Origin of the sequence: Desulfurococcus amylolyticus Z-533, from assembly GCF_000513855.1 — an archaeon.
GTDB lineage: Archaea > Thermoproteota > Thermoprotei_A > Sulfolobales > Desulfurococcaceae > Desulfurococcus > Desulfurococcus amylolyticus.
In genome coordinates this window covers 393,011-414,435 of record NZ_KI911318.1, presented here as the reverse complement: position 1 = coordinate 414,435, position 21,425 = coordinate 393,011, and the positions used below count along the sequence as shown (strand labels likewise).

The 21,425-nt window shown below is 44.5% G+C and carries 25 protein-coding genes; 14 read left to right on the top strand and 11 right to left on the bottom strand.

Going from position 1 to position 21,425, the window contains the following annotated elements:
* Nucleotides 1–407 precede the first annotated feature (407 nt).
* From SPHMEL_RS02285 to SPHMEL_RS02265, 5 genes are read right to left on the bottom strand one after another with little or no spacing between them, the layout of a single operon-like run.
* Complete coding sequence (locus SPHMEL_RS02285; protein ID WP_042667131.1) at nucleotides 408–1,184, bottom strand: ABC transporter ATP-binding protein; 777 nt, start codon at nucleotides 1,182–1,184, stop codon at nucleotides 408–410.
* The gene (locus tag SPHMEL_RS02280; RefSeq protein WP_042667129.1) at nucleotides 1,171–2,136 is read right to left on the bottom strand and encodes an ABC transporter ATP-binding protein; all 966 of its coding nucleotides are present in this window, start codon (nucleotides 2,134–2,136) and stop codon (nucleotides 1,171–1,173) included. The genes SPHMEL_RS02285 and SPHMEL_RS02280 overlap by 14 nt, the downstream gene beginning before the upstream one ends.
* Nucleotides 2,127–3,023, bottom strand: coding sequence for an ABC transporter permease (locus SPHMEL_RS02275; RefSeq protein ID WP_012607901.1), 897 nt, complete (start codon nucleotides 3,021–3,023; stop codon nucleotides 2,127–2,129). The genes SPHMEL_RS02280 and SPHMEL_RS02275 overlap by 10 nt, the downstream gene beginning before the upstream one ends.
* On the bottom strand, nucleotides 3,020–4,048 hold the full coding sequence (locus SPHMEL_RS02270; protein ID WP_042667128.1) for an ABC transporter permease: 1,029 nt from the start codon (nucleotides 4,046–4,048) through the stop codon (nucleotides 3,020–3,022). The genes SPHMEL_RS02275 and SPHMEL_RS02270 overlap by 4 nt, the downstream gene beginning before the upstream one ends.
* A gap of 1 nt (nucleotide 4,049) precedes the next feature.
* The gene (locus SPHMEL_RS02265; protein ID WP_012607899.1) at nucleotides 4,050–5,669 is read right to left on the bottom strand and encodes an ABC transporter substrate-binding protein; all 1,620 of its coding nucleotides are present in this window, start codon (nucleotides 5,667–5,669) and stop codon (nucleotides 4,050–4,052) included.
* 108 nt (nucleotides 5,670–5,777) lie between these two features.
* Between SPHMEL_RS02265 and SPHMEL_RS02260 the strand changes: the two genes are divergently transcribed.
* A complete protein-coding gene (locus SPHMEL_RS02260) occupies nucleotides 5,778–6,842 on the top strand; it encodes an ornithine carbamoyltransferase (RefSeq protein WP_042667127.1) in 1,065 nt (354 codons plus the stop codon).
* A 61-nt stretch (nucleotides 6,843–6,903) separates the two neighbouring features.
* Here the strand turns inward: SPHMEL_RS02260 and SPHMEL_RS02255 are convergent, their stop codons facing one another.
* Nucleotides 6,904–7,269 (bottom strand): hypothetical protein, encoded by a 366-nt coding sequence (locus SPHMEL_RS02255; protein ID WP_042667126.1) that lies wholly within the window; start codon nucleotides 7,267–7,269, stop codon nucleotides 6,904–6,906.
* 53 nt (nucleotides 7,270–7,322) lie between these two features.
* Here SPHMEL_RS02255 and SPHMEL_RS02250 point away from each other — a divergent pair, with 53 nt between their 5' ends.
* The gene (locus SPHMEL_RS02250) at nucleotides 7,323–8,270 is read left to right on the top strand and encodes a molybdopterin-dependent oxidoreductase (protein WP_084322090.1); all 948 of its coding nucleotides are present in this window, start codon (nucleotides 7,323–7,325) and stop codon (nucleotides 8,268–8,270) included.
* On the opposite strand, the gene SPHMEL_RS02245 is transcribed toward SPHMEL_RS02250, so the two are convergent.
* Nucleotides 8,257–9,219: a triphosphoribosyl-dephospho-CoA synthase gene (locus SPHMEL_RS02245; RefSeq protein ID WP_012607895.1), complete on the bottom strand. Its 963-nt coding sequence runs from the start codon at nucleotides 9,217–9,219 to the stop codon at nucleotides 8,257–8,259. The two genes, SPHMEL_RS02250 and SPHMEL_RS02245, sit on opposite strands and share 14 nt — an antisense overlap.
* A gap of 57 nt (nucleotides 9,220–9,276) precedes the next feature.
* On the bottom strand, nucleotides 9,277–9,762 hold the full coding sequence (locus tag SPHMEL_RS02240) for a ferritin (RefSeq protein WP_012607894.1): 486 nt from the start codon (nucleotides 9,760–9,762) through the stop codon (nucleotides 9,277–9,279).
* A 58-nt stretch (nucleotides 9,763–9,820) separates the two neighbouring features.
* Between SPHMEL_RS02240 and SPHMEL_RS02235 the strand changes: the two genes are divergently transcribed.
* Nucleotides 9,821–10,924, top strand: a complete 1,104-nt coding sequence (locus SPHMEL_RS02235) for an aminopeptidase (RefSeq protein WP_042667122.1) — start codon at nucleotides 9,821–9,823, stop codon at nucleotides 10,922–10,924.
* On the opposite strand, the gene SPHMEL_RS02230 is transcribed toward SPHMEL_RS02235, so the two are convergent.
* Both SPHMEL_RS02230 and SPHMEL_RS02225 read right to left on the bottom strand, forming a co-directional pair.
* Nucleotides 10,921–11,469 (bottom strand): ZPR1 zinc finger domain-containing protein, encoded by a 549-nt coding sequence (locus SPHMEL_RS02230; RefSeq protein ID WP_042667120.1) that lies wholly within the window; start codon nucleotides 11,467–11,469, stop codon nucleotides 10,921–10,923. The genes SPHMEL_RS02235 and SPHMEL_RS02230 overlap by 4 nt on opposite strands.
* Nucleotides 11,469–12,359, bottom strand: a complete 891-nt coding sequence (locus tag SPHMEL_RS02225; protein WP_042667118.1) for an SPL family radical SAM protein — start codon at nucleotides 12,357–12,359, stop codon at nucleotides 11,469–11,471. The genes SPHMEL_RS02230 and SPHMEL_RS02225 overlap by 1 nt, the downstream gene beginning before the upstream one ends.
* Nucleotides 12,360–12,663: 304 nt before the next feature.
* Here SPHMEL_RS02225 and hxlB point away from each other — a divergent pair, with 304 nt between their 5' ends.
* The 3 genes from hxlB (at nucleotide 12,664) to SPHMEL_RS02210 (ending at nucleotide 14,298) form a co-directional block, all read left to right on the top strand.
* The gene (gene hxlB / locus SPHMEL_RS02220; protein ID WP_012607890.1) at nucleotides 12,664–13,269 is read left to right on the top strand and encodes a 6-phospho-3-hexuloisomerase; all 606 of its coding nucleotides are present in this window, start codon (nucleotides 12,664–12,666) and stop codon (nucleotides 13,267–13,269) included.
* Nucleotides 13,270–13,344: 75 nt separating this feature from the next.
* Nucleotides 13,345–13,815 (top strand): hypothetical protein, encoded by a 471-nt coding sequence (locus SPHMEL_RS02215; RefSeq protein ID WP_012607889.1) that lies wholly within the window; start codon nucleotides 13,345–13,347, stop codon nucleotides 13,813–13,815.
* Between the two features lie 42 nt (nucleotides 13,816–13,857).
* A complete protein-coding gene (locus tag SPHMEL_RS02210; protein WP_042667116.1) occupies nucleotides 13,858–14,298 on the top strand; it encodes a hypothetical protein in 441 nt (146 codons plus the stop codon).
* A 245-nt stretch (nucleotides 14,299–14,543) separates the two neighbouring features.
* On the opposite strand, the gene SPHMEL_RS02205 is transcribed toward SPHMEL_RS02210, so the two are convergent.
* Nucleotides 14,544–15,452, bottom strand: coding sequence for a damage-control phosphatase ARMT1 family protein (locus tag SPHMEL_RS02205; RefSeq protein ID WP_012607887.1), 909 nt, complete (start codon nucleotides 15,450–15,452; stop codon nucleotides 14,544–14,546).
* Between the two features lie 136 nt (nucleotides 15,453–15,588).
* On the opposite strand from SPHMEL_RS02205, the gene SPHMEL_RS02200 reads away from it, so the two are divergent.
* Genes SPHMEL_RS02200 through SPHMEL_RS02165 form a run of 8 tightly spaced genes read left to right on the top strand, consistent with a single transcriptional unit; the run spans nucleotide 15,589 to nucleotide 21,421 of the window.
* Nucleotides 15,589–16,587, top strand: a complete 999-nt coding sequence (locus SPHMEL_RS02200; RefSeq protein WP_012607886.1) for a molybdopterin-binding protein — start codon at nucleotides 15,589–15,591, stop codon at nucleotides 16,585–16,587.
* A 6-nt stretch (nucleotides 16,588–16,593) separates the two neighbouring features.
* Entirely contained in the window at nucleotides 16,594–17,466 is an 873-nt protein-coding gene (modA, locus tag SPHMEL_RS02195) for a molybdate ABC transporter substrate-binding protein (RefSeq protein WP_042667114.1), read from the top strand.
* Nucleotides 17,463–18,239: a molybdate ABC transporter permease subunit gene (locus SPHMEL_RS02190; protein ID WP_012607884.1), complete on the top strand. Its 777-nt coding sequence runs from the start codon at nucleotides 17,463–17,465 to the stop codon at nucleotides 18,237–18,239. Before modA ends, SPHMEL_RS02190 begins: the two co-directional genes overlap by 4 nt.
* Nucleotides 18,232–19,341 (top strand): ATP-binding cassette domain-containing protein, encoded by a 1,110-nt coding sequence (locus SPHMEL_RS02185; RefSeq protein ID WP_012607883.1) that lies wholly within the window; start codon nucleotides 18,232–18,234, stop codon nucleotides 19,339–19,341. Before SPHMEL_RS02190 ends, SPHMEL_RS02185 begins: the two co-directional genes overlap by 8 nt.
* 2 nt (nucleotides 19,342–19,343) lie before the next feature.
* A complete protein-coding gene (moaA, locus tag SPHMEL_RS02180) occupies nucleotides 19,344–20,258 on the top strand; it encodes a GTP 3',8-cyclase MoaA (protein WP_012607882.1) in 915 nt (304 codons plus the stop codon).
* 17 nt (nucleotides 20,259–20,275) lie between these two features.
* Nucleotides 20,276–20,704, top strand: a complete 429-nt coding sequence (moaC, locus tag SPHMEL_RS02175) for a cyclic pyranopterin monophosphate synthase MoaC (RefSeq protein WP_012607881.1) — start codon at nucleotides 20,276–20,278, stop codon at nucleotides 20,702–20,704.
* Nucleotides 20,705–20,706: 2 nt separating this feature from the next.
* Nucleotides 20,707–20,943 (top strand): MoaD/ThiS family protein, encoded by a 237-nt coding sequence (locus SPHMEL_RS02170; protein WP_012607880.1) that lies wholly within the window; start codon nucleotides 20,707–20,709, stop codon nucleotides 20,941–20,943.
* Nucleotide 20,944: 1 nt separating this feature from the next.
* Nucleotides 20,945–21,421 carry a molybdenum cofactor biosynthesis protein MoaE gene (locus tag SPHMEL_RS02165; RefSeq protein WP_042667113.1) on the top strand — a complete coding sequence of 159 codons (477 nt, stop codon included), beginning with the start codon at nucleotides 20,945–20,947 and terminating at the stop codon, nucleotides 21,419–21,421.
* Nucleotides 21,422–21,425 lie beyond the last annotated feature (4 nt).

Genomic DNA, 21,425 nt, shown 5'->3' with positions numbered 1-21,425 from the left:
ATATAAGACCTAAACCCATCACTTCTCCCTATCGCTTCACCTCGTTTAAACTATGGTGTTTTGTGTATGTGGTAGGAAGTTCCGTTTGTCCCTACACCTTCATTTCGATTACTTTACATCCGTTCATGATCAGGTGTAGGGACTTCCGCCTCGCCCACAGGGCTTTGGGTACCCGTGTGGGCTCATGGGCGGCTGTCGAGCCCAACGGCACGGGGCTCCCATCTAGACTTAACCAACCCAGGCTTGGAGCATTGCTCCCACCGCCTAGGCAGGCTCTTAGCTACAACCCGTTATCAACAATGAAACAGCCCAGTTCATCAAAACGCTTACATGCTTCCCTGGGGAAGCAATCTCTCCGACATAGACAATATTACCAACATAAAAAGATACTGGCTTTGTAGTTAAACCTAGTAGCTTGAGACAAGTAGTCTTGTATACTCGTTTCTCGGGTTCTTGATTATAGAATCTATATCACCCTCCTCAATTATTTCGCCTCTATATAATACCACTGCTCTATCGGCTAGATACTGTGCAACACCGAGGTCGTGGGTAACAGTGAGGACGGCAAGTTCGAGCTTCCTATGTATTTCATTTATCAAGTTCACTATCTGGGCCTGCATTGATACATCTAGCGCTGAGGTTGGCTCATCCAGGATGAGTACTTCGGGATCGTGTATTATAGCCCTGGCTATAAGCACCCGTTGCCTCATTCCACCGCTCAATTCCATCGGATACATGTTGAGAACATTCTCAGGTAAGTTTACAAGTCTTAAGATGTCTTTAACCCGGGAACCCCGTTCACTTATACCAAGTGCCTCTAGGGGTTCCTCCAGTATTGTTCCAACCTTTACACTTGGATTCAATGCTTTATAGGGGTCTTGTGAAACATATCCTATCTGCCTTAATACTTTCACTCGCTCCCTCCATTTTAGACTATATATATCTTTCCCTATGACAAATACTCTCCCGTTGAAGGGCTTAAGTAGTCCCAGAATAACCCTTAGCAGGGTGGTTTTCCCCGAGCCGCTTTCACCTATGATTACAACTCTCTCTCCATCCTTTATCCTTAGATTAATGTTTCTCAACACCACCATCTTCTCTCGTGTTATGCTCTTAATGCCTTGTTTAATAACAACATATCCAGCTGTGACATCCTCCAGTCTAATGATATCACCTGGCACCATGATTCATGTACCTCCAGCATGAGACCTTCCTCTCCATTATATATAGCTCGGGAGGATGGATACCGCATTTCTCGAATGCAACAGGGCATCTCTCACGAAACACACACCACGATATCTCGCCTCCGACTTGGGGTGGTTCACCTGGAATACTCTTCAACGGCTTTTTCAACCCCAGGATTGGAACCGCGTCTACAAGCATTTGAGTATATGGGTGGAGAGGCTCGGTTAGAAGTAGGCTCCCTCTTCCCTCCTCAACTATTTTACCAGCATACATTACTGCTATGGTGTCACATATCCGTCCAGCTGAGACGAGATCATGTGTTATCAGTATTAGGGATAACCTCACAGTATCCCTCAGCTTCCTCATTAACCTAATCAATTGCAACCTGAGGTGAGCATCCAATGAGGAGGTTGGCTCATCAGCGACGATTATCCGCGCCCCTGTAGCCAGCGCTATACTTATCGCAGCCCTCTGCTGCATGCCTCCACTGAGCTCATGTGGGTAGTAATCGAGTACTTTATCGGGATCCAGTTCAACCATTGCGAGATATCTTCTGGCTGTCTCAACAGACTTCCTCTTATCATAGCCGTATACACTACTCAACACGTGGTAGAACTGTTCCTCTATGGTCTCATAAGGGTTCAAGCTTGTTCCGGGGTTCTGTGGTATATATGAGACAACCCTGCCTCGTATCCCGGTGTAATCCATTTTCTCGTTGTCGATCACCTTTTTATCATATATATAGAGCTTACCCCTTGTCACAGCATGTGAAGGTAAAATCCCGGCAATAGCGTTACCGATCGTTGATTTACCGCAACCGCTTTCCCCGACAATACAGTATATCTCGCTCTCACTCACCTGGAAGCTAACGCCTCTAACAGCCCAGTAAATCTTTTCCTCCTCATCCATATAACCTATCTTCAAGTCCACTGCTTTAACGGCTAGAACCACAGCCTCCACCTCCTCCTCATCCGTGGATCCAGTTCCTCTCTTAGGCTATCACCTATTAAGCTGAATCCGAGAGCAGTGATCAATAGAAAGATGCCGGGGAACATAGTTATCCATGGCGCGATAGTAATAACTGGGAGGCCTTCAAGCATTATAACCCCCCATTCGGGCGAGTTTAAGGGGACGCCCAGCCCTATGAAGTTTATGGAGGTGGCCTCTAAGAGGACACTCCCCATATCTGTCACAGCCTGTACTAGGACGGGTGGAATTGTGTTCCTTAATACATGCCTATAAATTATCTTTAAACTGTTCAGCCCACTGAGCCTTGCTAATACTACGTAATCCATTTCAACAATGCTTCTGGCATATATATAGGTAACCCTAGCATACCATGACCACCATGTTGTAATCAACCCGAGTATGACCACATATAAGCCGGGTCCTATTGCCAGTCTCAAAGCCAGGGCTATTATTATTGCTGGTACACTTACAAATAATTCAATAAGGTAGTTCAATACGTGTTCCACGACACCTTTAAAGTACGCTGCCGAAACCCCTATGATTATACCTATAGAGAGACTCGTGAGAACGACGATTAATATTTCAACCAATGCTGATCCGGCGCCAAAGAGCACTCTAGAAAATAAGTCTCTCCCCCTCGTATCGGTTCCAAATATATTGACTGGATTCGGCGGAAGCCTGGCCTTCGCTACAGCGTTCTCCGGTATATAGCCTAGGCCCTCCTCTGGGAACGGAGCTATTATTGGCGAGAGTAGAGCTAGAATGGTGATCACCAACACTATTGCTAAACCTGTTTTAAACCTCGTCTTCCTAAACTGTTTCCTGACAAGGTATGCTGCACCCCTAATATTTGCCTCAATACTGTTCATAGCCTCACCCTTGGATCTACGAGTGCCTGAATTATATCAGTTAGTGTGTTAACCACAAGGTAGAAGACAGCTACTACAGTGATTAAGCCTATTGCTAGCCTGAAATCAGAGTAGTTGAGTGCATCGTATAATAGATTTCCAAGCCCCTCCCTACCGAACACCGTGTATTCCACAACCATAGCATCAATAAGGCTGTATGCGAATGAAAGCCCACTTATCTGTATCACGCCTGGGATAGATGCCTTTAATGCATATCTCCATATGATTATATCCCTCCTAACCCCCCATGCAACAGGCACTCTTACGAAGTCCTCTAGGAGCGCCTCAGCCATGAGGGTTCTCGTTAACCTGATTAATACTCCAAGCGGGTATACAGCTACGGCGAGAGCTGGAGGCAGTAGTCGTAGTAGGACATCGATGAAGACGAGTAGGTTGCCCTGGATAAGGCTGTCAAGTAAGTAGAACCCAGTTATAGGGTGAAACCCCGTTGATAAAGCCAACCTTGTATTAATCCTACCGTATAATGAGATCCCTGACATCGAAAACACTAGGAAGAGCCCCGTTGCAACCCAGAAAGTAGGCGTGTTCGCTAAGATCGTGCCGACGGCCTGTATCAAGGAGTCGCTCCTACTACCCCTTCTCAACGCCGAGTAAATACCTAGGAAAATTCCCAGCGGTACAGCTATAACATACGCGATTACAAGTAGCTCCAGTGTCGATTGAAGCCTTGAGTAGATGAGCGGTAGCACTGGCTGCTTATAGGCGATGCTATCCCCTATATTACCGTTGAAAACGTTATACACGAATCTAGCGATCTGCAGGTATAATGGATCATTGAGTCCAAGTTCCTCCCTAGCTTTCTCAATAGCCATTGAGGCATACGGCCCCCTTGGGTTTCCAGCCCATTTAACAGCCGGATCTCCCGGTGAGAAAATGAGGATCAAGTATGAAAAAACAATTATCCCGAAAACTATTAGGATACACCAAAAAACCCTTTTCACAACATAGTTTATGCTCACGGGCAATTTACGCTTTCACCTTCACGTACTGGAAAAACACGACATACATGTAAAGCGGGTTCATGGCTTCCTCCGGTATCTCCAGTTTCCCACTATAGATAAACGGTTTAACCTCATCCCATAGATTTACGGCGATTGCTTCATTATATAGTTTAAGTTGTGCCTCCCTGTAAAGGTTGATCGCATCCGTGTAATTACTTCCCTCGCGTTCAAACGCCGTGTCAACCAGGTTATCGAACTCTGGATCCTCGTATCCAGCGAAGTTCCACTCCTTTGACTCACTATGGAACATTGTGTATAGGTAGTCGTATGGGGATGGTATGGTGGGCCACCAGTCAGCTATAATTATATGCGGTGTTGTCTCCGGGTGCTCCCAAATACCCTTAGCGATATCCTTTAACTGAGACCAGGGCTGTGGATTAAGCACCAGGTTTACACCTATCTCCCTAAGCCTTGACTGCAGATACTCAGCAAAGATCTTTAATTCCTCATAGTCCACCTGGTAAAGTATCTCAATGGTTACAGGGGTAGTGACCCCGGATTGATTGAGGTATCTTAATGCTTCCTCCATGTTATAGTCATATACTAGGTTATCTATATGCCCCGGAAAACTATGAGGTATTATACCGCTTCCCTTGAGAGCGTACCCTTTCATGGCTAGTTGCATGGCTTCATCCAGGTTTATCATGTAGAGTACTGCTTTCCTGAACTCTGTTATATTTGTTGGATACCTCTTCGTATTGAAGAACATTATGTAATTGTGATACGTAGTTAAATTGAATACCTTGAACCCCCTGTTTACAAGGTCCCCTATGTTGTCCCGGGGCACGCTTGAAGCGATATCTATTTCGCCGGCAATAAGTCCATTATACTGGGATTGGGGCTCCGTAAGTATCTTTATAATTATTTCATCTGGTGCATCAGGGTTGTTAACTATGCTCCACCCCCACCATTCGTCGAATTTCTTTAACCTGACCTCGGCGTCGGGACGATAGGATACAATCATATATGGTCCTGAGCCACCATCATTGCCATTGTTGAACCACTTCTCAAGGGCTTCATCCATGTAGGAGGATGCCGAGCTCTTTTCAAGGACGCTTGGAGAGAATATGTAGGCTGCGTAGCTTGCAGCCGCGATCATATCTAGTCTCTGGGGATAGCTAAGCTTGAATTTAACTGTGTACTCATCGAGCACCTGGACTTCCTCAACTGCGTCCCATATATATCCTAGACCCCTCCCCGTCTCCCTATATATATCCCGGGCTCTTTCAACACTTATCTTTACAGCCGTGGCATTGAATGGTGTTCCATCATGGAATTTTACACCCTGTCTTAAGTGGAAAACCCATTCAGTACCATCCTCATTACTGCTCCAGTTCACTGCGAGAGCAGGCTTGAACTCGTTTTTAAGGGGGTTATAGTAGAGCAGTGGCTCGTATACTGAGCCCAGGATAACCAAGCCTGTGTCATCCTCTATGCTTGGATCTATGCCTGATATCTTATCGTTGTACGCGTATACAACGATCCTCCTAGGTATAGATTCCCTTGGTGATAGCACTATATATAATAAGGCAGCTGCCACGACAATAACCAGGATTGCTATAACTAAGACTAATCTCCCACGCACTTCACACACCTTCTTAAAAACCTATATCAGCCAGGCGTTTTAAACAAAACCTCGTGAAAATTTATTACCTTAACCAGGTGAAAGTAGTATTAAAGGTGAGTCCAACCAATGCCGGCCCTAAGACACCTAGTAAGAGAGTTAAGCGGCAGAGATCTAATATCAACCCTTGACTGGAGCGATGAGGAATTAGAGATAACGCTTAGACTAGCTAAGGAGTTCAAAGAGATAGCACACTACTATGGTGTAGAGGCATTACCAAAGATCCTAGAGAGAAAGGTATTCTACATGTTATTCTTCGCACCATCAACGAGGACGAGGGCAGCCTTCGAGTCAGCCATGGTATTCCTAGGTGGACATGCAGCATTCATTGATGCAACAACGACACGCATGGCCTTCGGGAAGCAGGAGAAAGCCGGCGAAGCCGTTAAAGATGTCGCAGCTATGTACGATGTCTATGGCCATGGATTAGGGATTAGAATCCTGGATAAAGCCATAGATTACCTATATGGAGTTGGTAACGCGTATATAAGGGAGATGGCTGACGCAGCAAATATACCAGTAATAAACATGGCTGACGACAAGTTCCATCCAACACAGGGGTTAGCCGACATATTCACCTTCAGGGAGAGATTCGGAAACGCGGAAGGCAAAAAGTATGTCATAATGTGGGCATACAGCCCTGAGATAAGAGGGTGGTGCAGCGTCCAGGAGGACATGATACTGTTCCCACGCTTCGGAGTAGATGTAGTAGTGGCTAGACCACCAGGTTTCGACCTAGACCCAGAGCTGGTTGAAAAGGCTAAGCAGCTGGCAAGAGAACATGGTAGCACAATAGAGTTCACTGATAACCTTGAGGAGGCTGTCAGGGGTGCGCATGCGGTGTTCCCGAGGAACTGGGCTTCCCCACAACTAGTCAAGCTCGGATACAGTAAATTCAAGGATGAGGAATTAAAGATATATGAGAAGTATAAGAACTGGAAGGTGACACGTAGCCTAATGGACTTGATGGATAAGCATGGCGTATTAATGCACGTCCTCCCAATATTCAGGGGATATGAGGCAGATGACGAGGTAATAGACAACCCAAGGAAATCAGTCATATATGAACAAGCAGAGAACGGTTTATGGACGAAGATGGCTGTATTAGCATTAACGATGTACGGTGTTAAATAGCTCCCTGTAGTTTTGGTTAAAGGCTCTCTTTTTCCTATCCTCCCTACTCTTCTAAAATACTCTACTTCATGTATTCATCGAGATCTACTTCCTTACCATCCTTAACAAACTTTATCCTTATATCCGGGCGTATATTCAGTCCTAGAGCCTTTATAATACTATACGCGGTTAAACCATCCAGCTCCTTTAAAACCCCGTCCTTCAATAACTTATATAGCTCTCCAACGAGTACCTGGTAAATATCGGGGTAGAGTGCTTTAAGCTTATTCATGAGCTCCCTCGCTTTTTCATCCGTTAATTTACTCCACACCACATCCTCGGGTTTTTCAACCCGTGTTTTATCCACCTCACTGCTCTTCCTAGTGATTGCTGAAACATACTTCTTGTAGAGCTTCAGCCTTAATGAATCAGGTAGCTCATCGCTCATATAGTTCACCTCATTAATAATATTATAAATTATTACAACTTATAACCCGATAGGTGGTTGAATTGAAGTGCTATACCACTGCAAACGAGGGGTTAAAGAGTAAAGGTGTTGAAGTAGTAGTGGACTGTGTTATAGAGGAGGCAGCGGTTATCAATGATATAAGCGATGTAAGAGGTATTATTGAAAAACACCTAGAAGCCGTGTTCAAGGATGCTGGGAAGGGAATCCTAGTCTTCGACTCGAATGAATCCATTGGATCCACACATATGTTGTACAGGTTTAAATACAGAGCGTTAGATACAAGTGGTGAGTACATAAGTGTACGTATAGTAGTGAGAAACAATAGGGCTTCACGCATATTATTCACTATACCAAGAGGCTACGTTCACCTGGTTAGATTCGAGAATATGTATAATCCCCTCAGGGAGCTCCATACCAACAATGAGGAGGGGCCCGGAGCCCCTGGGCAAACATATATACCTAACATGATTGTATACAATATACTCGGAGTACCATCAATAGATGTGGCCAGATGGCGTTTAGAAGTAGTTGGGAGCGTTGAAAAACCGGTGAGCCTGTCACTGAAAGACCTCTATGAACTAGGGGTGGAAACGCTTAGGGTGAATTTCCACTGTGTAACAGGCTGGAGCGTGGGAGGCCTCGAGTTCACGGGAGTCAGGCTCTCAAGGATTATGGAGATAGCGGCTCCACGTCACAATGTGAAATGGATGTTCACGGAGAGCCTCGACGGGTACACAACAATAGTCCCGTATAGTGACGGGGTTAAAGGAATAGTAGCGTTGGAAATGAATGGTAAACCACTCGATATCCTGCATGGATACCCAGCCAGGCTAATAATACCACATCTATACGGCTGGAAGAGCGCTAAATGGGTTTCAAGGATAATCCTTAGCGAGGAGTACAGGGATGGATACTGGGAAGCACTTGGGTATCATCCACGGGGAAGGGTTGATCTAGAGGAGAGGTTTAAACGGTACTAGGTTTTAGAAAAGCATCACCCTGGATAATATTCTTCAACAGGAATAAAGCTATCGAGGATACTGTGAGATCGGCTATGGCACCTGGATTTACTTTAAGCCTGTATAATTCCTCATCGAGAAGCATGACAGGTTTCACCCACTCGCTACTATTATCCTTGAGAACCATTAAGAGAACATCCTCCGCCCTCTTTTTCACATATTCTACCATTCCAGCCCCATGCTTTAACAACACTATTGTATCATTGTTTTCCATGAGGATGTACAGGTATGTCTCAACAACGCTTCTATTCCAGTCACCATGCAGGTTGAATCGCTCTCTAAGAAATCTCTCCGAAGCGATGGAGCGTTTATATCCGTTAACCAGCTCATCGGCCACCACATCTATTCTAGAACTATACTTTAAGACGTCTATTAGCCGAGTATTTTTCTCAGCTAGTTTCCTAGCGTAATGCGGATCCCATATGTTTACATATTCCCCCGTGTCATCGCTTGGCTTAAGATAGCTTGGTGAGGCCGTTCTCACGGCTCTATAGTAATATATAGTGTCCCACACACCAGCCCCGTTAAGCGCCTCCATGGCCCCCTCTATCACACACTCTAATCCAGGGATCCCCTTTGCAATACAGCGTCCTAGACCAAGACTGAGGGGGATTAAGAGCGTACTGGAGCCAAGGCATGTATTGGATGAAGGGGTTTTCCTCATGGAGTCAGAGACTAATCCATAGATCAGATCACCAAGCACTATGCTACGCCATCCATTCAAGCCTCGTTTAATACCCCTCCTGAAATAACTGTAGGCCATAACCCCTGTAGCCAGGAACGCCTCGTACCTTAGATCAGGTCTATCCCTAAGCCTATGTACGTTGCCTGGCTTAGGCCATGCAGAAGCTTCAAGTATTAAGGATAGTGAGAGAGCCCTTGAAAAATCCTCTAGGATTGAGGCTTGCAAATACTTTCCCCTTTCCCACTCCAAGGCTTCCCAATCTTTCAACCCTGTTTAAATACATCATTTCCTCTCCGCAAGAACTCTGTCAAGCATTAATAAGGCCCCTATATTGTCACCTATCATTTTAACTTTCCCCAGGAGCTCTAATGCGTTCTTCTCCTCTTCAACCTGCTCGTTAATGAACCACTCCAGGAATACCTCACATGCTTTATCACCGTGTCTCCTGGCTAGATCCATCAATCTCCATATCCTCTCAGTATTCTCCCGCTCAGCATTATAGAAATCGCTTGCCAACTCCACTATATCCCTCCACTCACGCCTGGGTGCATCTATCCCCTGGAGTACTACCATATCCCCTCTATCATTGATGAACTGGTATATTTTTAAGGCATGCTCTAGCTCCTCCTTCGCCTGTATCTTGAAGAAGTGCGAGAATCCATGTAGCCCCTTATAGTCGAGGAAGGATGCCATGGAGAAGTAGAGGTAGGCATTCCTGAGTTCCTGGTTCAACTGCTTATTTAATGCCTCGATTAACTCAGGGTGCATATGGGACACCTAAAATTATTTTATCGTATTCGATCATTTTAAATCATTGGTGTATTGCATGGCGGACCCCAGGATCTCTAATCTAGCCCGCCTTATAGTCAACTATTGTGTATATCTGAGGAAAGGGGAAGAAGTCGTAATCAATGCCTCAGTTGAATCAATACCGTTGGTCAGAGAGATAGTCAGATATACCGTGGAGGCCGGGGCTTACCCAGTATTCATAAATATAGGTGATGAATCAATAACCGAGGCATTCTACAAGTATGCACCACAAGAAGTCCTCTCACATGTAAGCATACTCGAGAAGGAAATCGTGTCGAGAGTGAACGCGCAGATAAGCATACTCTCACCATCCCACACTAAGCCGCTTATCGGAATAGACCCGGAGAAGCTTAAGGTGAGGAGTCAGGCTAGAAGGGAGCTAAATAAAATATACTTGGAGAGAAGCGCGAAGGGTGAGCTGAAATGGGTTATAGCCCCATATCCAACGAGGGCATTAGCCCAGGAAGCCGGTATGAGTATAAGTGAATACGAAGACTTCGTCTACCACGCCACATACGCTGACTCAGCTGACCCGGTATCTGTGTGGAGCGAGATCGGGAAGAGACAGCAGAGGATAGCTGAGTTCCTGAATAAGGCTAGGGAGATAAGATACGTGGGCCCCGGGATAGACCTCTATCTACGCGTGGATGGAAGAACATGGATTAATGATGATGGACACTACAATATGCCTGGTGGCGAGGTATTCTCAGCCCCTGTAGAGGATAGTATCGAGGGATATGTGGAGTTCGAGTATCCGGCCATATGGCGTGGTGTAGAAGTAGAAGGTGTTAAATTGGTCTTCAGAAAAGGCGAGGTAGTAGAGGCTACCGCTAGACGCGGCGAGGCATTTTTAAAGAAGATGCTTGAAACAGATGATGGAGCCAGGAAAGTAGGGGAGATAGCATTCGGGTTGAACTATAATATAACTAGGTTCACTAAGGAAATACTGTTCGACGAGAAGATCGGGGGCACCATACATCTAGCCCTAGGTTCGGCTTACCCTGAGACAGGTGGGAGGAATGTTTCAGCAATACACTGGGATATGATTAAGGACATGAGGAATGCGAAGGTCTACGTGGATAACGAGTTAATCTATGAAAACGGTCGGTTCATAATCTAGCCTGTTGCGGGTTGAAGCTTTTCATAGATCGTTTTCCCACTCACTATATCGCTTAACCCGGTTTTATCCTCTATAATAACAGTATAGCTGATCAGCCCATCCCTGGCCTTAGCCAACTTCTCCATCACGGTACCACATTCAGCCTTCTTCTCCTTATCTTCCTCACAGAGGAACCTTGTTTTCTCAGCGAAATCCATGATTAGTCCCTCCACAGTTGTTATGAATCCCTGGGAGAATGGACCTGGTTCAATACTTAATCCAAGCTCTGGTATTAAGAGGATGCTGCCCGACGACCTGATCACCAATGCCCTTTCATCACCGGGCTTCTCAACCCTGTATATTATTCTCCTAGGCTCCTTTTGATCTGTCAACCTTACATCCCTGTACTTATAGCCACATGAGGAGCACTCACCAGTGGTTATCAACACGGATTCATAGTAGGGTATCCTGTAAACATAGTCTACGTAAACCATTAAGCCTCCGCAAACAGGGCACTTACCAGTGTACTCGTTGAATTTCACCGGCTTATTTATATCCAAGTACATCACCCTAGTTTATTTAATGGATGATACACTATTAATCCAGATCCATCACAAGACGAAGCCTTGATGAAGAACTCTGGAAATCCCTCCCTACATGTTGCAACAGGCAGGTTGCTTCTCACAGCCTCATTGATGACCCGGCTTAGAATACTCTTCCTTACCTCGTTGGAGAGATACATGTATCCATGAATGAATTCACCGTTCTCCACGTATAACTCCCTTAGTTTTTCTGAAACCTGTGGAAACGCGTTCATAAGCCTCCGCAGGCTGTCCCATTTAGCCTTATATGTTGACACAGTTACCTGGAGCGCGCCGGCTTCCTTAACGGTTTTAACTAGTTTACTTATCTCGGTTGGGTTATCATTGATGAAGGGTATTACCGGGTCTATTCTAACACCTACCGGAATACCCTTGCTCCTGAGCTTTTCCACAGCCTCTATTCTTTTCTCAGGAGGTGGAGCCCCGGGTTCCAGTATTCTAGCCAACTCTGTGTTAAGGGTTGTGATAGTGATCATTACTGATGAAGGGTATCTCGCCAGTATATCTATATCCCTCGTAATAATATTGGATTTCGTTGTGATTAAGAGCTTAAAGCCGTTTTTACCAAGTATCTCGAGGCTTCTACGGGTTAAACCCATCCATAACTCGATGGGTGGATATGGATCACTACTAGTGCTTAGCTCTACAATACCCTTCACACTAATCCTCTCTAAATCCTTTTTAAGCCTCTCGATAAAGCTCTCCTTAGGTGTACTAGGCCTCCTGCCAATATACGAGGCTGCATAGCAGTAAAGACAGAAGTGGCTGCACCCTGTGTAAGGGTGCAGGCTGTACTTAAATGGACAAGTACATAGGGGGGAATTCCAAGGATCGAATCGCCTTAAGACACTCATACCGTGTCCAACTCATACCCCGATTCACTGGTTTAGTGTACCCCGCCCGACCGCCCTCCTTCATTTTCATCCCCCGTCGATGGGGTCTCGTGGAGGTGTGAGGGAGGCGGGGCTGTATTAGGTTATGTCTAGCCCAGCTAATATTTCTTCACTGACCTCTTCCCCGCCTTGAAGTGCATGGGTTCCTTCTTGGGTGGTTCACCTGTTTCCCGCGTCTATTCGGGTTTACACCTGTAAAACACTTGATCTACGCATACTATATTATTTAAATACGTGTTAAAAGATAGTAGCCTAAGGGAGTCTCATGGTTTCAGGTGTAACAAGAGATGCTATGCTTGGGATAATAGACTTTGCATTGAAAGCAGTCGACTTGATAAGCGATGATGAGAAGGAGAAAATGATATATACACTTATAGACGCGTTAAGAAATAATAAGAAGGTATTCGTCATAGGTGCTGGTAGAAGTGGTCTGGTTGGAAAGGCATTCGCTATGAGGCTTCTCCACCTAGGCTTCAACACGTATATTGTCGGTGAAACCATACTCCCAAGAGCCTCCCCGGGCGATGTCTTAGTATCCATCTCGGGTTCTGGTAGGACTAGACTGGTTGTTGCAGCTGCTGAGGTGGCTAAGAGTGTGGGAGTTAAGGTGATAGCTATAACCACATATCCTGATAGCCCGTTAGGTAAGCTAGCTGATATAGTCGTTAGAATACCTGGTAGAACCAAGATGGCTGCCGAGGAGGATTACATTAGCAGGCAGATATTGGGACTACATGAGCCCCTAGCCCCTCTTGGAACCCTCTTCGAGGATACACTGTTAATATTCCTTGACGGCGTTATTGCTGAGCTAATGGATAAACTCGGCGTCACCGAGGAAGAATTAAGAAATAGACATGCTAACATCGAGTGAGCAATAATTGATCACCCGTATCCAGGTAAAAATAATATTGTGAACACTCATTATTCCTAGAGTGAAGGTGGTAGAATGAGTAGGAGAAACTGGAGAGAAGACTTTATCAATGAAGTAGTAGAAGAGCTCGGGATACAGGATGAGCAGTTAAAAAATAAATTAAGAGATAAGCTACGTGAAAAACTCGATGAATTACACTGCGGAGAGGAAAGCGATGCAGAGGAGATATCCAAGATACTATCAGCCGTATCACCATTCTTAGAAAACCTATTCACCTGGCTTGGGTCAGGGCTCAGGGACATATTCAACTTCATCCAGTCATCATATGATGGTAAAAAACTAGGAGAGGATATAGGGCAGTTATACCAGGCACTCAAGGCCCAGGGACTCCCCGATGAAATGGTTAAAGAGATGGTTAAAGAATACTATTACTCAAGGCTTAAAGCGCTACCAGCATGGGGAGACCTCCTCGAACGCCTCGCCCAGCTAATAATGCAGAGAACAGCTTCACAAAGGATAAGGGTTGATGAAGAAGAGAAACAATGAAAGCCGGCCGTAGTACTTGATATACTAGAGGTAAAGCATGGCTTGAGCAGTATAGGTGAGAAACTAGACATCCTCATCTCAGTATTGAGGGAGCTAGTGGAGAAACTAGAGAAACTTGAGGAAAGACTGGAGAAACAAAACATCGATCACCCAGAAATTAAAATAGCGCTTGAAGTAGCATCAGCATTCTCACTCCCGTTAATTAGGTCCCTTGAAATCGCTAGGATGGCTTATGATGTTTTAATTAGACTAGATAAACCGGATCCGATTACAAGGGCGATTATTGAAGTACTTTCCAGCTGTAATGAAATGAGTATCTCGGAAATATATAGAGGTGTCAGAAACATACGTGGGAAAGCCTCAAGGCGCATCATTGGTGAGAGAGTTAGGATATTACTTAGTAAAGGCATTATAGTAAACATGGGGAGTAGTGAGAGGCCCAGAATAATATTGAGGAAGTGCCTGGAGAAGCCCCATGGATAGTAGAAAACACTATGTAATACTGTTTCTTGAATTACTGGACATCATTATAGGTGCTGCATCATGGGGGATAATCTTATTATTAATTTTTCTTACAGGGTACATCCTCCTATACATATACAACATTACCTGTTTAACAGTCTCGCTTCTATGGAAACGGGTTCCACCAGACCTAATAATAGATATAATTCATACATACACCGTGAGATATCTTGACCTAGTGGATTCCGGTTCCCATGTGAGGAGGATCACAGTTTTGATCCCGGAAACCTTAAATATACCACCAGTTTACCACGGTAAGTTACCGAGCCAAGGCTTCTAGAGATGGGGTCGCATTTAGGTATGAAGATATGTAACACAGGCTTACCTATATCAATATCTGTTAAGTACTCGTAGTGCGCCATACCTTTTGCAATGATTAAGTCGACTGAATTCAATAGTGATTTAAAGTCCTCGCTCACCTTATCGAGGTGTATGGATGAACATATGCTTCTGCAACCTGGTGTTACAATCTTATCGAACACCTTGTCCAGGCCGATCTCTATGAAATCGTTAAGTGTTACATCGTTTTGAAAGCCTGGCTCATCCTTAACTACTCCTATAGTAGTGTTACCTTTTCCACGGAGATACTCTACGAGTAGTGAATCGTAGACTGCTTCCCCAGCGTTATCCAGCAGGAACATTATCTTGAGCCCGCCTTTTCTCACTAGTTCATAGAATTTAACACTATCATCTATTGCTATCTCCACGTTCTCAGCGATACCTGGGTCTATTTCTTCATTGAAGTTATGATCCATGACACCATAGTCTATAAGGTTTCCGAGGGCTGAGACCTTCAATAGGTAACGTAACCTCCTGTAGTCGTCTAAGTATCTTGCATGCTCCCTATGGGCATCTCTCAACGCGAGAGCCCTTCTCATACTTTGGGTCTTCACTAACCTATAGTAGTCGAGGACGCCCGGCGCTGTTACCGTTAGCTGAAACAAGTCCGATGCAAGCCTTGTTAGCTCAGTTGAATCAAGGGAGAAGTCGTTCACTAGTTTGCTCATTATCCTCTTAGCTAGTACTATCTTCTCTCCTGGACTTAACGATGAATACTCTATCTCTCTAAGCCTCGTTGTCAAAATACACCTTAAACACTCCGTCTGCGGCTTCATGTCGTTATCCCTGCTGATTCACCATGTATGATGCCGTGATAAATCTTGATTTGACTATTAATTATTGGACAAAAATATATATTTCTCAGCATAGTTGTCTAATAATTAATAGTCAGATAATATGAGTTGATTTTATATGAAGCTTGTAAAAGTAGATGATGCAGTAGGTAGGAAGCTGGCATTCGATTACTCGGCTGTTACACCGGATTTCAAGTCACCGATTAAAAGACGCGGTGAAGTAGTAAGTCTTGAAGATGTTGAGTTACTAAAGAATCACGGCCACTACTACGTGTATATTGAGGATGGAGACAGCGTAGAGTACGGCTTACACGAAGAGGAGGCTGTGCTACAGCTTGCCCAATTAATCTCAGGGGAAAATATCATAGTTGAGAAGGCGTCTGAGGGAAAAGCACTACTTAGGTCAGCCGTGAATGGGTTACTCATGGTTGACTCAACTCTACTCGAGAAAATCAATTCTACAGGAGTATACGTCGTCATAACTAGACGTAAAGGCGTATATGTGAAGCACTCAGATATAGTCGGCATTGTCGATTTAATACCTCTAAGTATCCCCAGGGATTATCTCTCATACATATCAAGTGAAATACTTACATCACGTAAAATCCTACAGGTCTACAGGAATACACACCCAAAGATAGGTATTATTGTAACAGGAACAGAGATCGTGGAGGGAAGGAAGAAGGATCTTGCATCCCCGGTTGTCGTTGAGAAGATACGGTTATATGAATTAGAGCAGGGGGCACTAGTATATGTCCGGGATGACGAATCCGAGATAGCGGGAGCCATTGAAAACCTATTACTCGACCATGATGCAGTAGTTGTCACCGGAGGTATGAGTATTGATCCAACTGATAAAACACCAAAGGCTATAGCCAGTGTAGCCAGCGAGGTAGTAGCCTACGGTGTTCCAATGAAGCCGACCACCATGAGCATGATTGCGTATAAGGATGGGAAAGCCGTAATAGGGGTTTCAAGCGGAATAATATATTTCCCAGACTACAATATCCTAGACGTAGTGCTACCGTGGATAGCGGCCGGTGTAAAAATCCCGAGGGAGTATCTGATCTCATTTGGTGAGGGAGGGTTGTCCGAGTACTTTCTACGAAGGCGGTGAGACATTATGAAGCCTACGTCTAAGACAATAGTTTTAAGCATGATACTACTGCTTTTAGTGGTATCCTCATGGATTATCTACACGTATTACTCACAGAGTCCCGCCCAGGTGGTGCTCTTAGTCTATACTCCCCCAGTGGTTCAACCATTACTGAATAACGCTTCAAGGGAATACATGCAACTACATCCGAATGTTAGAATCGAGATCATTGGAGGTGCTACCGGGACATTATTAAATAAGATATTATTGACTGGTGAAGGAGACGTCTTCGTCACAGCGGATCACGAGTACATGTTGAATGCCTCAAGAATGGGGCTCGTAGTGAACGAGTCGATTAAGGTACTCTCATATGTAGTATTAGCACTCATAATCCCCAAGGATAACCCGGCAAATATCACTAGCCTGGATGACTTAGTATCAAAGGATGTGAAAATAGGTATAGCTAACCCGAGCGTGGCTCCCTTCGGTAGAATGGCTGTAGAACTACTTGTCAAAAACGGTATCTACGATAAAGTAAAAGACAAGCTAGTGATCTATGGAGATGTAGGGCAGACAGCTAGGCAGGTCGCATTAGGACTCGTAGATGTTGCAATACTTCCACATGTAGCGCATTACTGGTACTTGAATGATACAAGTATAATCTGGCTTAATCCAGCACAGCTACCGTTGATGAGTTGTCAAATGACTGCAGTACTCAACACCACTAAAAACTATCAGGCAGCACTAGAATTTGTGGAGTTCCTTGTAGAGTATGTTAGATTCAATCCATACCCCTTGGAGAATGGATATGTAGGGGACCTCGATAAGATATCCTCTATAACTCCTTATAGACTCGAAGAGCTATTGTTTAATAATGCTTGCATGGGGTATGCGAAGTGAGGGTGTTCCTCCTCCTGCTTATACTGCTACTAGTCCTTGATGCCACGATATTTGCAACCCCTATATATATGGCTATATGGCAAGGGATCCTTGTACCGGGTCACCTGTTAAGCGACTTCTACTACTCCATGCTTCTCTCCCTGTACACCTCGACCACCTCATCCATCCTGATATTACTGATCACGATACCTATAGGTTACTATATTTCAAGGAGGATAACTAGGAGGAATCTACTACTCCCGGTTATAATGCTTCCATCATCTATATCTCCAGCGGCTGTGGGACTCCTATTACTACTATTCTTCACCAAGACCCCTCTAGGCTTGATCATCGACAATACATTAAAAATAGTGAATGACCCAAAGGGAATAATAGCAGCCCAGCTCTTTCTAGGAATACCCGTTGGCGTAAGCTATTTCACTGCATTGTTCTCAAGCATCCCTAGAAGCTATGAGGATGCCGCCTTGACAATGGGGTTTACTAATATCGAGTACCTTTACACTATCCTACTACCTATGAGTACTAGGCAAGTGTTCACCGGCTTTATACTTGTTTTTACACGTGTCCTAGGGGATTTCGGGGCATCCTATATTATCGGTGGAGGTATATGGGGGAAAACAGTGACGTTACCAATATACCTCTACTTGGTTAGCCAACTAGGGGGTATAGGTGTGCTTGTGATCACGCTGTCAATATATATCGTGTCAATACTAGTGCTCATCGCCGTAGTCTACCAGCTGGAATCCATGGAGGGGCATCCACAAAATGCTTGAAGTCAACGGGCTCAACAAGAGTTTCAATGGTAGACAAGTTAACAAGGACATCGGGTTCAAATTAGAGAAGGGTGGGATAGCCGTAATAATTGGTCCCAACGCGTCTGGTAAAACAACCCTGTTGAAATCGATATCTGGTCTCATAGAGCCCGATTCAGGCGTTATAATCATAGATGGCGAGACAATATATGAGAAAAAACCATATATGAAGAAGCCTAGAGTGAATAAGCCTCCCTATGAGAGAAACATAGGTTACGTGCCATCAGAACCCTCATTATTCCCTAATTTAACGCTTAAGGGGAACATTGAGTTACCCTTGAAAAAGCGGGGTTGGAGTAGAAACGATATTGAGAGAAGAGTGAATGAGCTACTAGAGATCTTCGGGCTAAGGGAATACAGGGATATGTATCCTGGTCAACTAAGTAATGGATTAAGGCAGAAAGCATCTATTGCAAGAGCCCTATCATATAATCCCTCATTACTACTATTAGACGAGCCATTGTCCCCTATAGACCCGGTTACCAGAGAGAGGTTGAGGAATGAGCTATTTAATCTATTTAATAAGCTTAAGGTGGCAGTGTTATTGACCACCCATCTCATAGAAGATATATTGTTCTTCAAGGAGCGGATCATAGCCTTGGTTGATGGTAGAATAGTATATGATGGCGAGTTAAGCGAGCACAAGATTCTTTCAAGCCCATACATGCTTCAAGCCCTTGGATTCCTCGTAATCCCAGCTAGAATAAAGAAGTGCAACGAGGGTGAAGCATTAGTGGCTATAGATAAGGTAGAGAAGAAAATAGGGTATAATACATACGCTAGTTCCTGCATAGATGGGAGAAACTCCCTCATAGTTGTAAACCCGGGATATATAACCCTTACTCCAGGCAAAGGCGATCACTATACCCTTGAGGCATCCCTGCTTGAAGAAATAGATAATTTAACCAGTGTAAAGCTAGTTATAGATATATGGGGACGAATCACGACGTTAACAATACCTAAGAATGAGTGGTCCAAGCTAAATGATTTCGGGGGAGGTAAGAGGATACTCCTCTATATGAGCAGGGAGCACACCTACTTAATCGATCAGGAAAGTGGTTAAAAATGTTGGTTGATAGGTTCGGTAGGAAAATAGATAGCTTCAGGATCGCTGTAACCTCGAGATGCAACTATCAATGCATATTTTGCCACCGGGAAGGAATGATGAATGACCAGGGGAATGAAGCATTAGATGCCGGGGACTATGGCTTCTTAACCGAGGTAGCGGTAAAACATGGCATAAAATCCTTCAAGCTAACTGGAGGGGAGCCCTTGGTGAGGAGTGATATAGTAGATATAGTTAGAGAGATAGCCATCTATACAAGGGACGTCTCAATGACTACGAATGGGAGTTTATTACTTGAAAAAGTAGGATTGCTTGCTGAGGCTGGGTTAAATAGAATCAATGTAAGCATACACTCCCTTAAGCCCCCCGTATATAGATTTATAACCGGGGGATCCACGCTACTCGAGAAGGTCTTGAAAGGCGTTGACGAGGCATTGAACCATGGAATCAAGGTTAAAATAGATTTCTTAGTAATGAAGGTGAACATTGATGAAGTAAAGAATATAATAGAATACGCGTCGGATAAGGGACTTGACGTAAACATCATAGAGCTTATACCCCTTGGGATACCACAAGATGTCTACAGGGATCAGCATGTTATAGTGGATCCGATTATAGAGTTTCTCGAGAAAAACTCCATCGCTAAAACAGTAAGGGAGTTCCAGAGTAGGCCAGAGTACATTATGCCAAGCGGTATAAAGGTAGATGTTGTAAAAGGGTATGGAAATCCAGCTCTTTGTTCAAGGTGTACAAGGCTTAGGCTTACACCGGAGGGATGGATCAAGACATGCCTATTTGTAAATAAACCAATAGTAGATATATCTAGGGAGCTTAAGAATAGGGATGAGAAAGGAGTTATAAACGGTATAAAGAGAGCTGTTTACTTGAGGGAGCCATTCTTTAAACCTGGGTGATCCACTTGGGCATCAGAATGGCTGATATAACCGGGAAGGAGGACGTGTACAGGGAGGCAACGGCGACAGGCTATATAAAACTTAAGCCTTCAACCATAGAAATTATTAAAAAAGGGCTTGTTGAGAAGGGAGACGTGTTTTCAGTGTCAACAATAGCAGCTATAATGAGTGTTAAGGAGACACCTAGAATACTGCCTTTAACACATAACATCCCCATAACAAATGTCAAAGTTGATTTCGAGGTACTCGATGACGGCATAAGAGTCTATATAACAGTTAAGACAACGGCTAGGACAGGGGTGGAAATGGAGGCTTTAACAGGTGCGGCCATAGCATTACTGAACATATGGGATATGGTTAAGAAATACGAGAAGAATGAAGACGGGCAATACCCATATACGGTTATAACTGATCTCAGAGTCGTAGAGAAGAAGAAAGGGGTGTAGCCATGAGGATCACTATCAGGTCGTACTCCATATTCTCGGATTTCCTTGGAAACGAAGTGAGAATCGAGCTCGATGAGTCTATCACGGTGGGCGAGCTACTGGATTACTTGAAGAACACGTATAGTCTACCATCAAAGCCCGAGCCAATAGTACTGATCAACGGGGAGATAGCAAGCCTGGATCAACAACTTAGAGATGGTGATACAGTCTATATAGTGCCTCCGTTTTCAGGTGGCTGAGATGTGCTATATCGAGGCCAAGCTCCTAGAGAGTGGTGAAAAAATACTCCTTGATGAATTAATCGGGAAGCTCTCAGCCATGGATAAGAACCATGGAAACGGTGCTTTATCCATATTCGTTGGCTTAGTGAAAGGGGAGTTAAACGAGGCGAGAGTACATGAGCTTGAATATACGGCTATAAGCGAGGTTGCTGCCAAGAGACTAGAGGAGATCGCGAGGGATATATGCACCAAGTACTCTCTCAGCGCTGTCGTGATATATCATAGGCTTGGGCGGCTCAAACCTGGTGAAACCACTATATATATCGTTACGATGGGTACAAGCAGAAAGAACACTAATCCAGCAATGATAGAGGTGCTTGAAAGGGTTAAAAAAGAAGTCCCGGTTTTCAAGCTTGAAAAAAGAAGCGATGGCGAATACTGGGTTATAGGCGATGGAGTTAGGTATAGGAGGACGCTGACCCCCTCACCATCATAGTGGA

What these genes read in the sequence shown, in the direction of transcription:
- SPHMEL_RS02285 (WP_042667131.1), bottom strand. Translation starts at nt 1,184, where the DNA reads ATGGTGCCAGGTGATATCATTAGACTGGAGGATGTCACAGCTGGATAT.
- SPHMEL_RS02260 (WP_042667127.1), top strand. Translation starts at nt 5,778, where the DNA reads ATGCCGGCCCTAAGACACCTAGTAAGAGAGTTAAGCGGCAGAGATCTA.
- SPHMEL_RS02240 (WP_012607894.1), bottom strand. Translation starts at nt 9,762, where the DNA reads ATGCACCCTGAGTTAATCGAGGCATTAAATAAGCAGTTGAACCAGGAA.
- SPHMEL_RS02215 (WP_012607889.1), top strand. Translation starts at nt 13,345, where the DNA reads ATGAGTAGGAGAAACTGGAGAGAAGACTTTATCAATGAAGTAGTAGAA.
- SPHMEL_RS02170 (WP_012607880.1), top strand. Translation starts at nt 20,707, where the DNA reads ATGAGGATCACTATCAGGTCGTACTCCATATTCTCGGATTTCCTTGGA.
- SPHMEL_RS02275 (WP_012607901.1), bottom strand. Translation starts at nt 3,023, where the DNA reads ATGAACAGTATTGAGGCAAATATTAGGGGTGCAGCATACCTTGTCAGG.
- SPHMEL_RS02225 (WP_042667118.1), bottom strand. Translation starts at nt 12,359, where the DNA reads ATGAGTGTCTTAAGGCGATTCGATCCTTGGAATTCCCCCCTATGTACT.
- modA (WP_042667114.1), top strand. Translation starts at nt 16,594, where the DNA reads ATGAAGCCTACGTCTAAGACAATAGTTTTAAGCATGATACTACTGCTT.
- SPHMEL_RS02230 (WP_042667120.1), bottom strand. Translation starts at nt 11,469, where the DNA reads ATGTACTTGGATATAAATAAGCCGGTGAAATTCAACGAGTACACTGGT.
- SPHMEL_RS02255 (WP_042667126.1), bottom strand. Translation starts at nt 7,269, where the DNA reads ATGAGCGATGAGCTACCTGATTCATTAAGGCTGAAGCTCTACAAGAAG.
- SPHMEL_RS02200 (WP_012607886.1), top strand. Translation starts at nt 15,589, where the DNA reads ATGAAGCTTGTAAAAGTAGATGATGCAGTAGGTAGGAAGCTGGCATTC.
- moaC (WP_012607881.1), top strand. Translation starts at nt 20,276, where the DNA reads ATGGCTGATATAACCGGGAAGGAGGACGTGTACAGGGAGGCAACGGCG.
- SPHMEL_RS02165 (WP_042667113.1), top strand. Translation starts at nt 20,945, where the DNA reads ATGTGCTATATCGAGGCCAAGCTCCTAGAGAGTGGTGAAAAAATACTC.
- SPHMEL_RS02185 (WP_012607883.1), top strand. Translation starts at nt 18,232, where the DNA reads ATGCTTGAAGTCAACGGGCTCAACAAGAGTTTCAATGGTAGACAAGTT.
- SPHMEL_RS02235 (WP_042667122.1), top strand. Translation starts at nt 9,821, where the DNA reads ATGGCGGACCCCAGGATCTCTAATCTAGCCCGCCTTATAGTCAACTAT.
- moaA (WP_012607882.1), top strand. Translation starts at nt 19,344, where the DNA reads ATGTTGGTTGATAGGTTCGGTAGGAAAATAGATAGCTTCAGGATCGCT.
- SPHMEL_RS02205 (WP_012607887.1), bottom strand. Translation starts at nt 15,452, where the DNA reads ATGAAGCCGCAGACGGAGTGTTTAAGGTGTATTTTGACAACGAGGCTT.
- hxlB (WP_012607890.1), top strand. Translation starts at nt 12,664, where the DNA reads ATGGTTTCAGGTGTAACAAGAGATGCTATGCTTGGGATAATAGACTTT.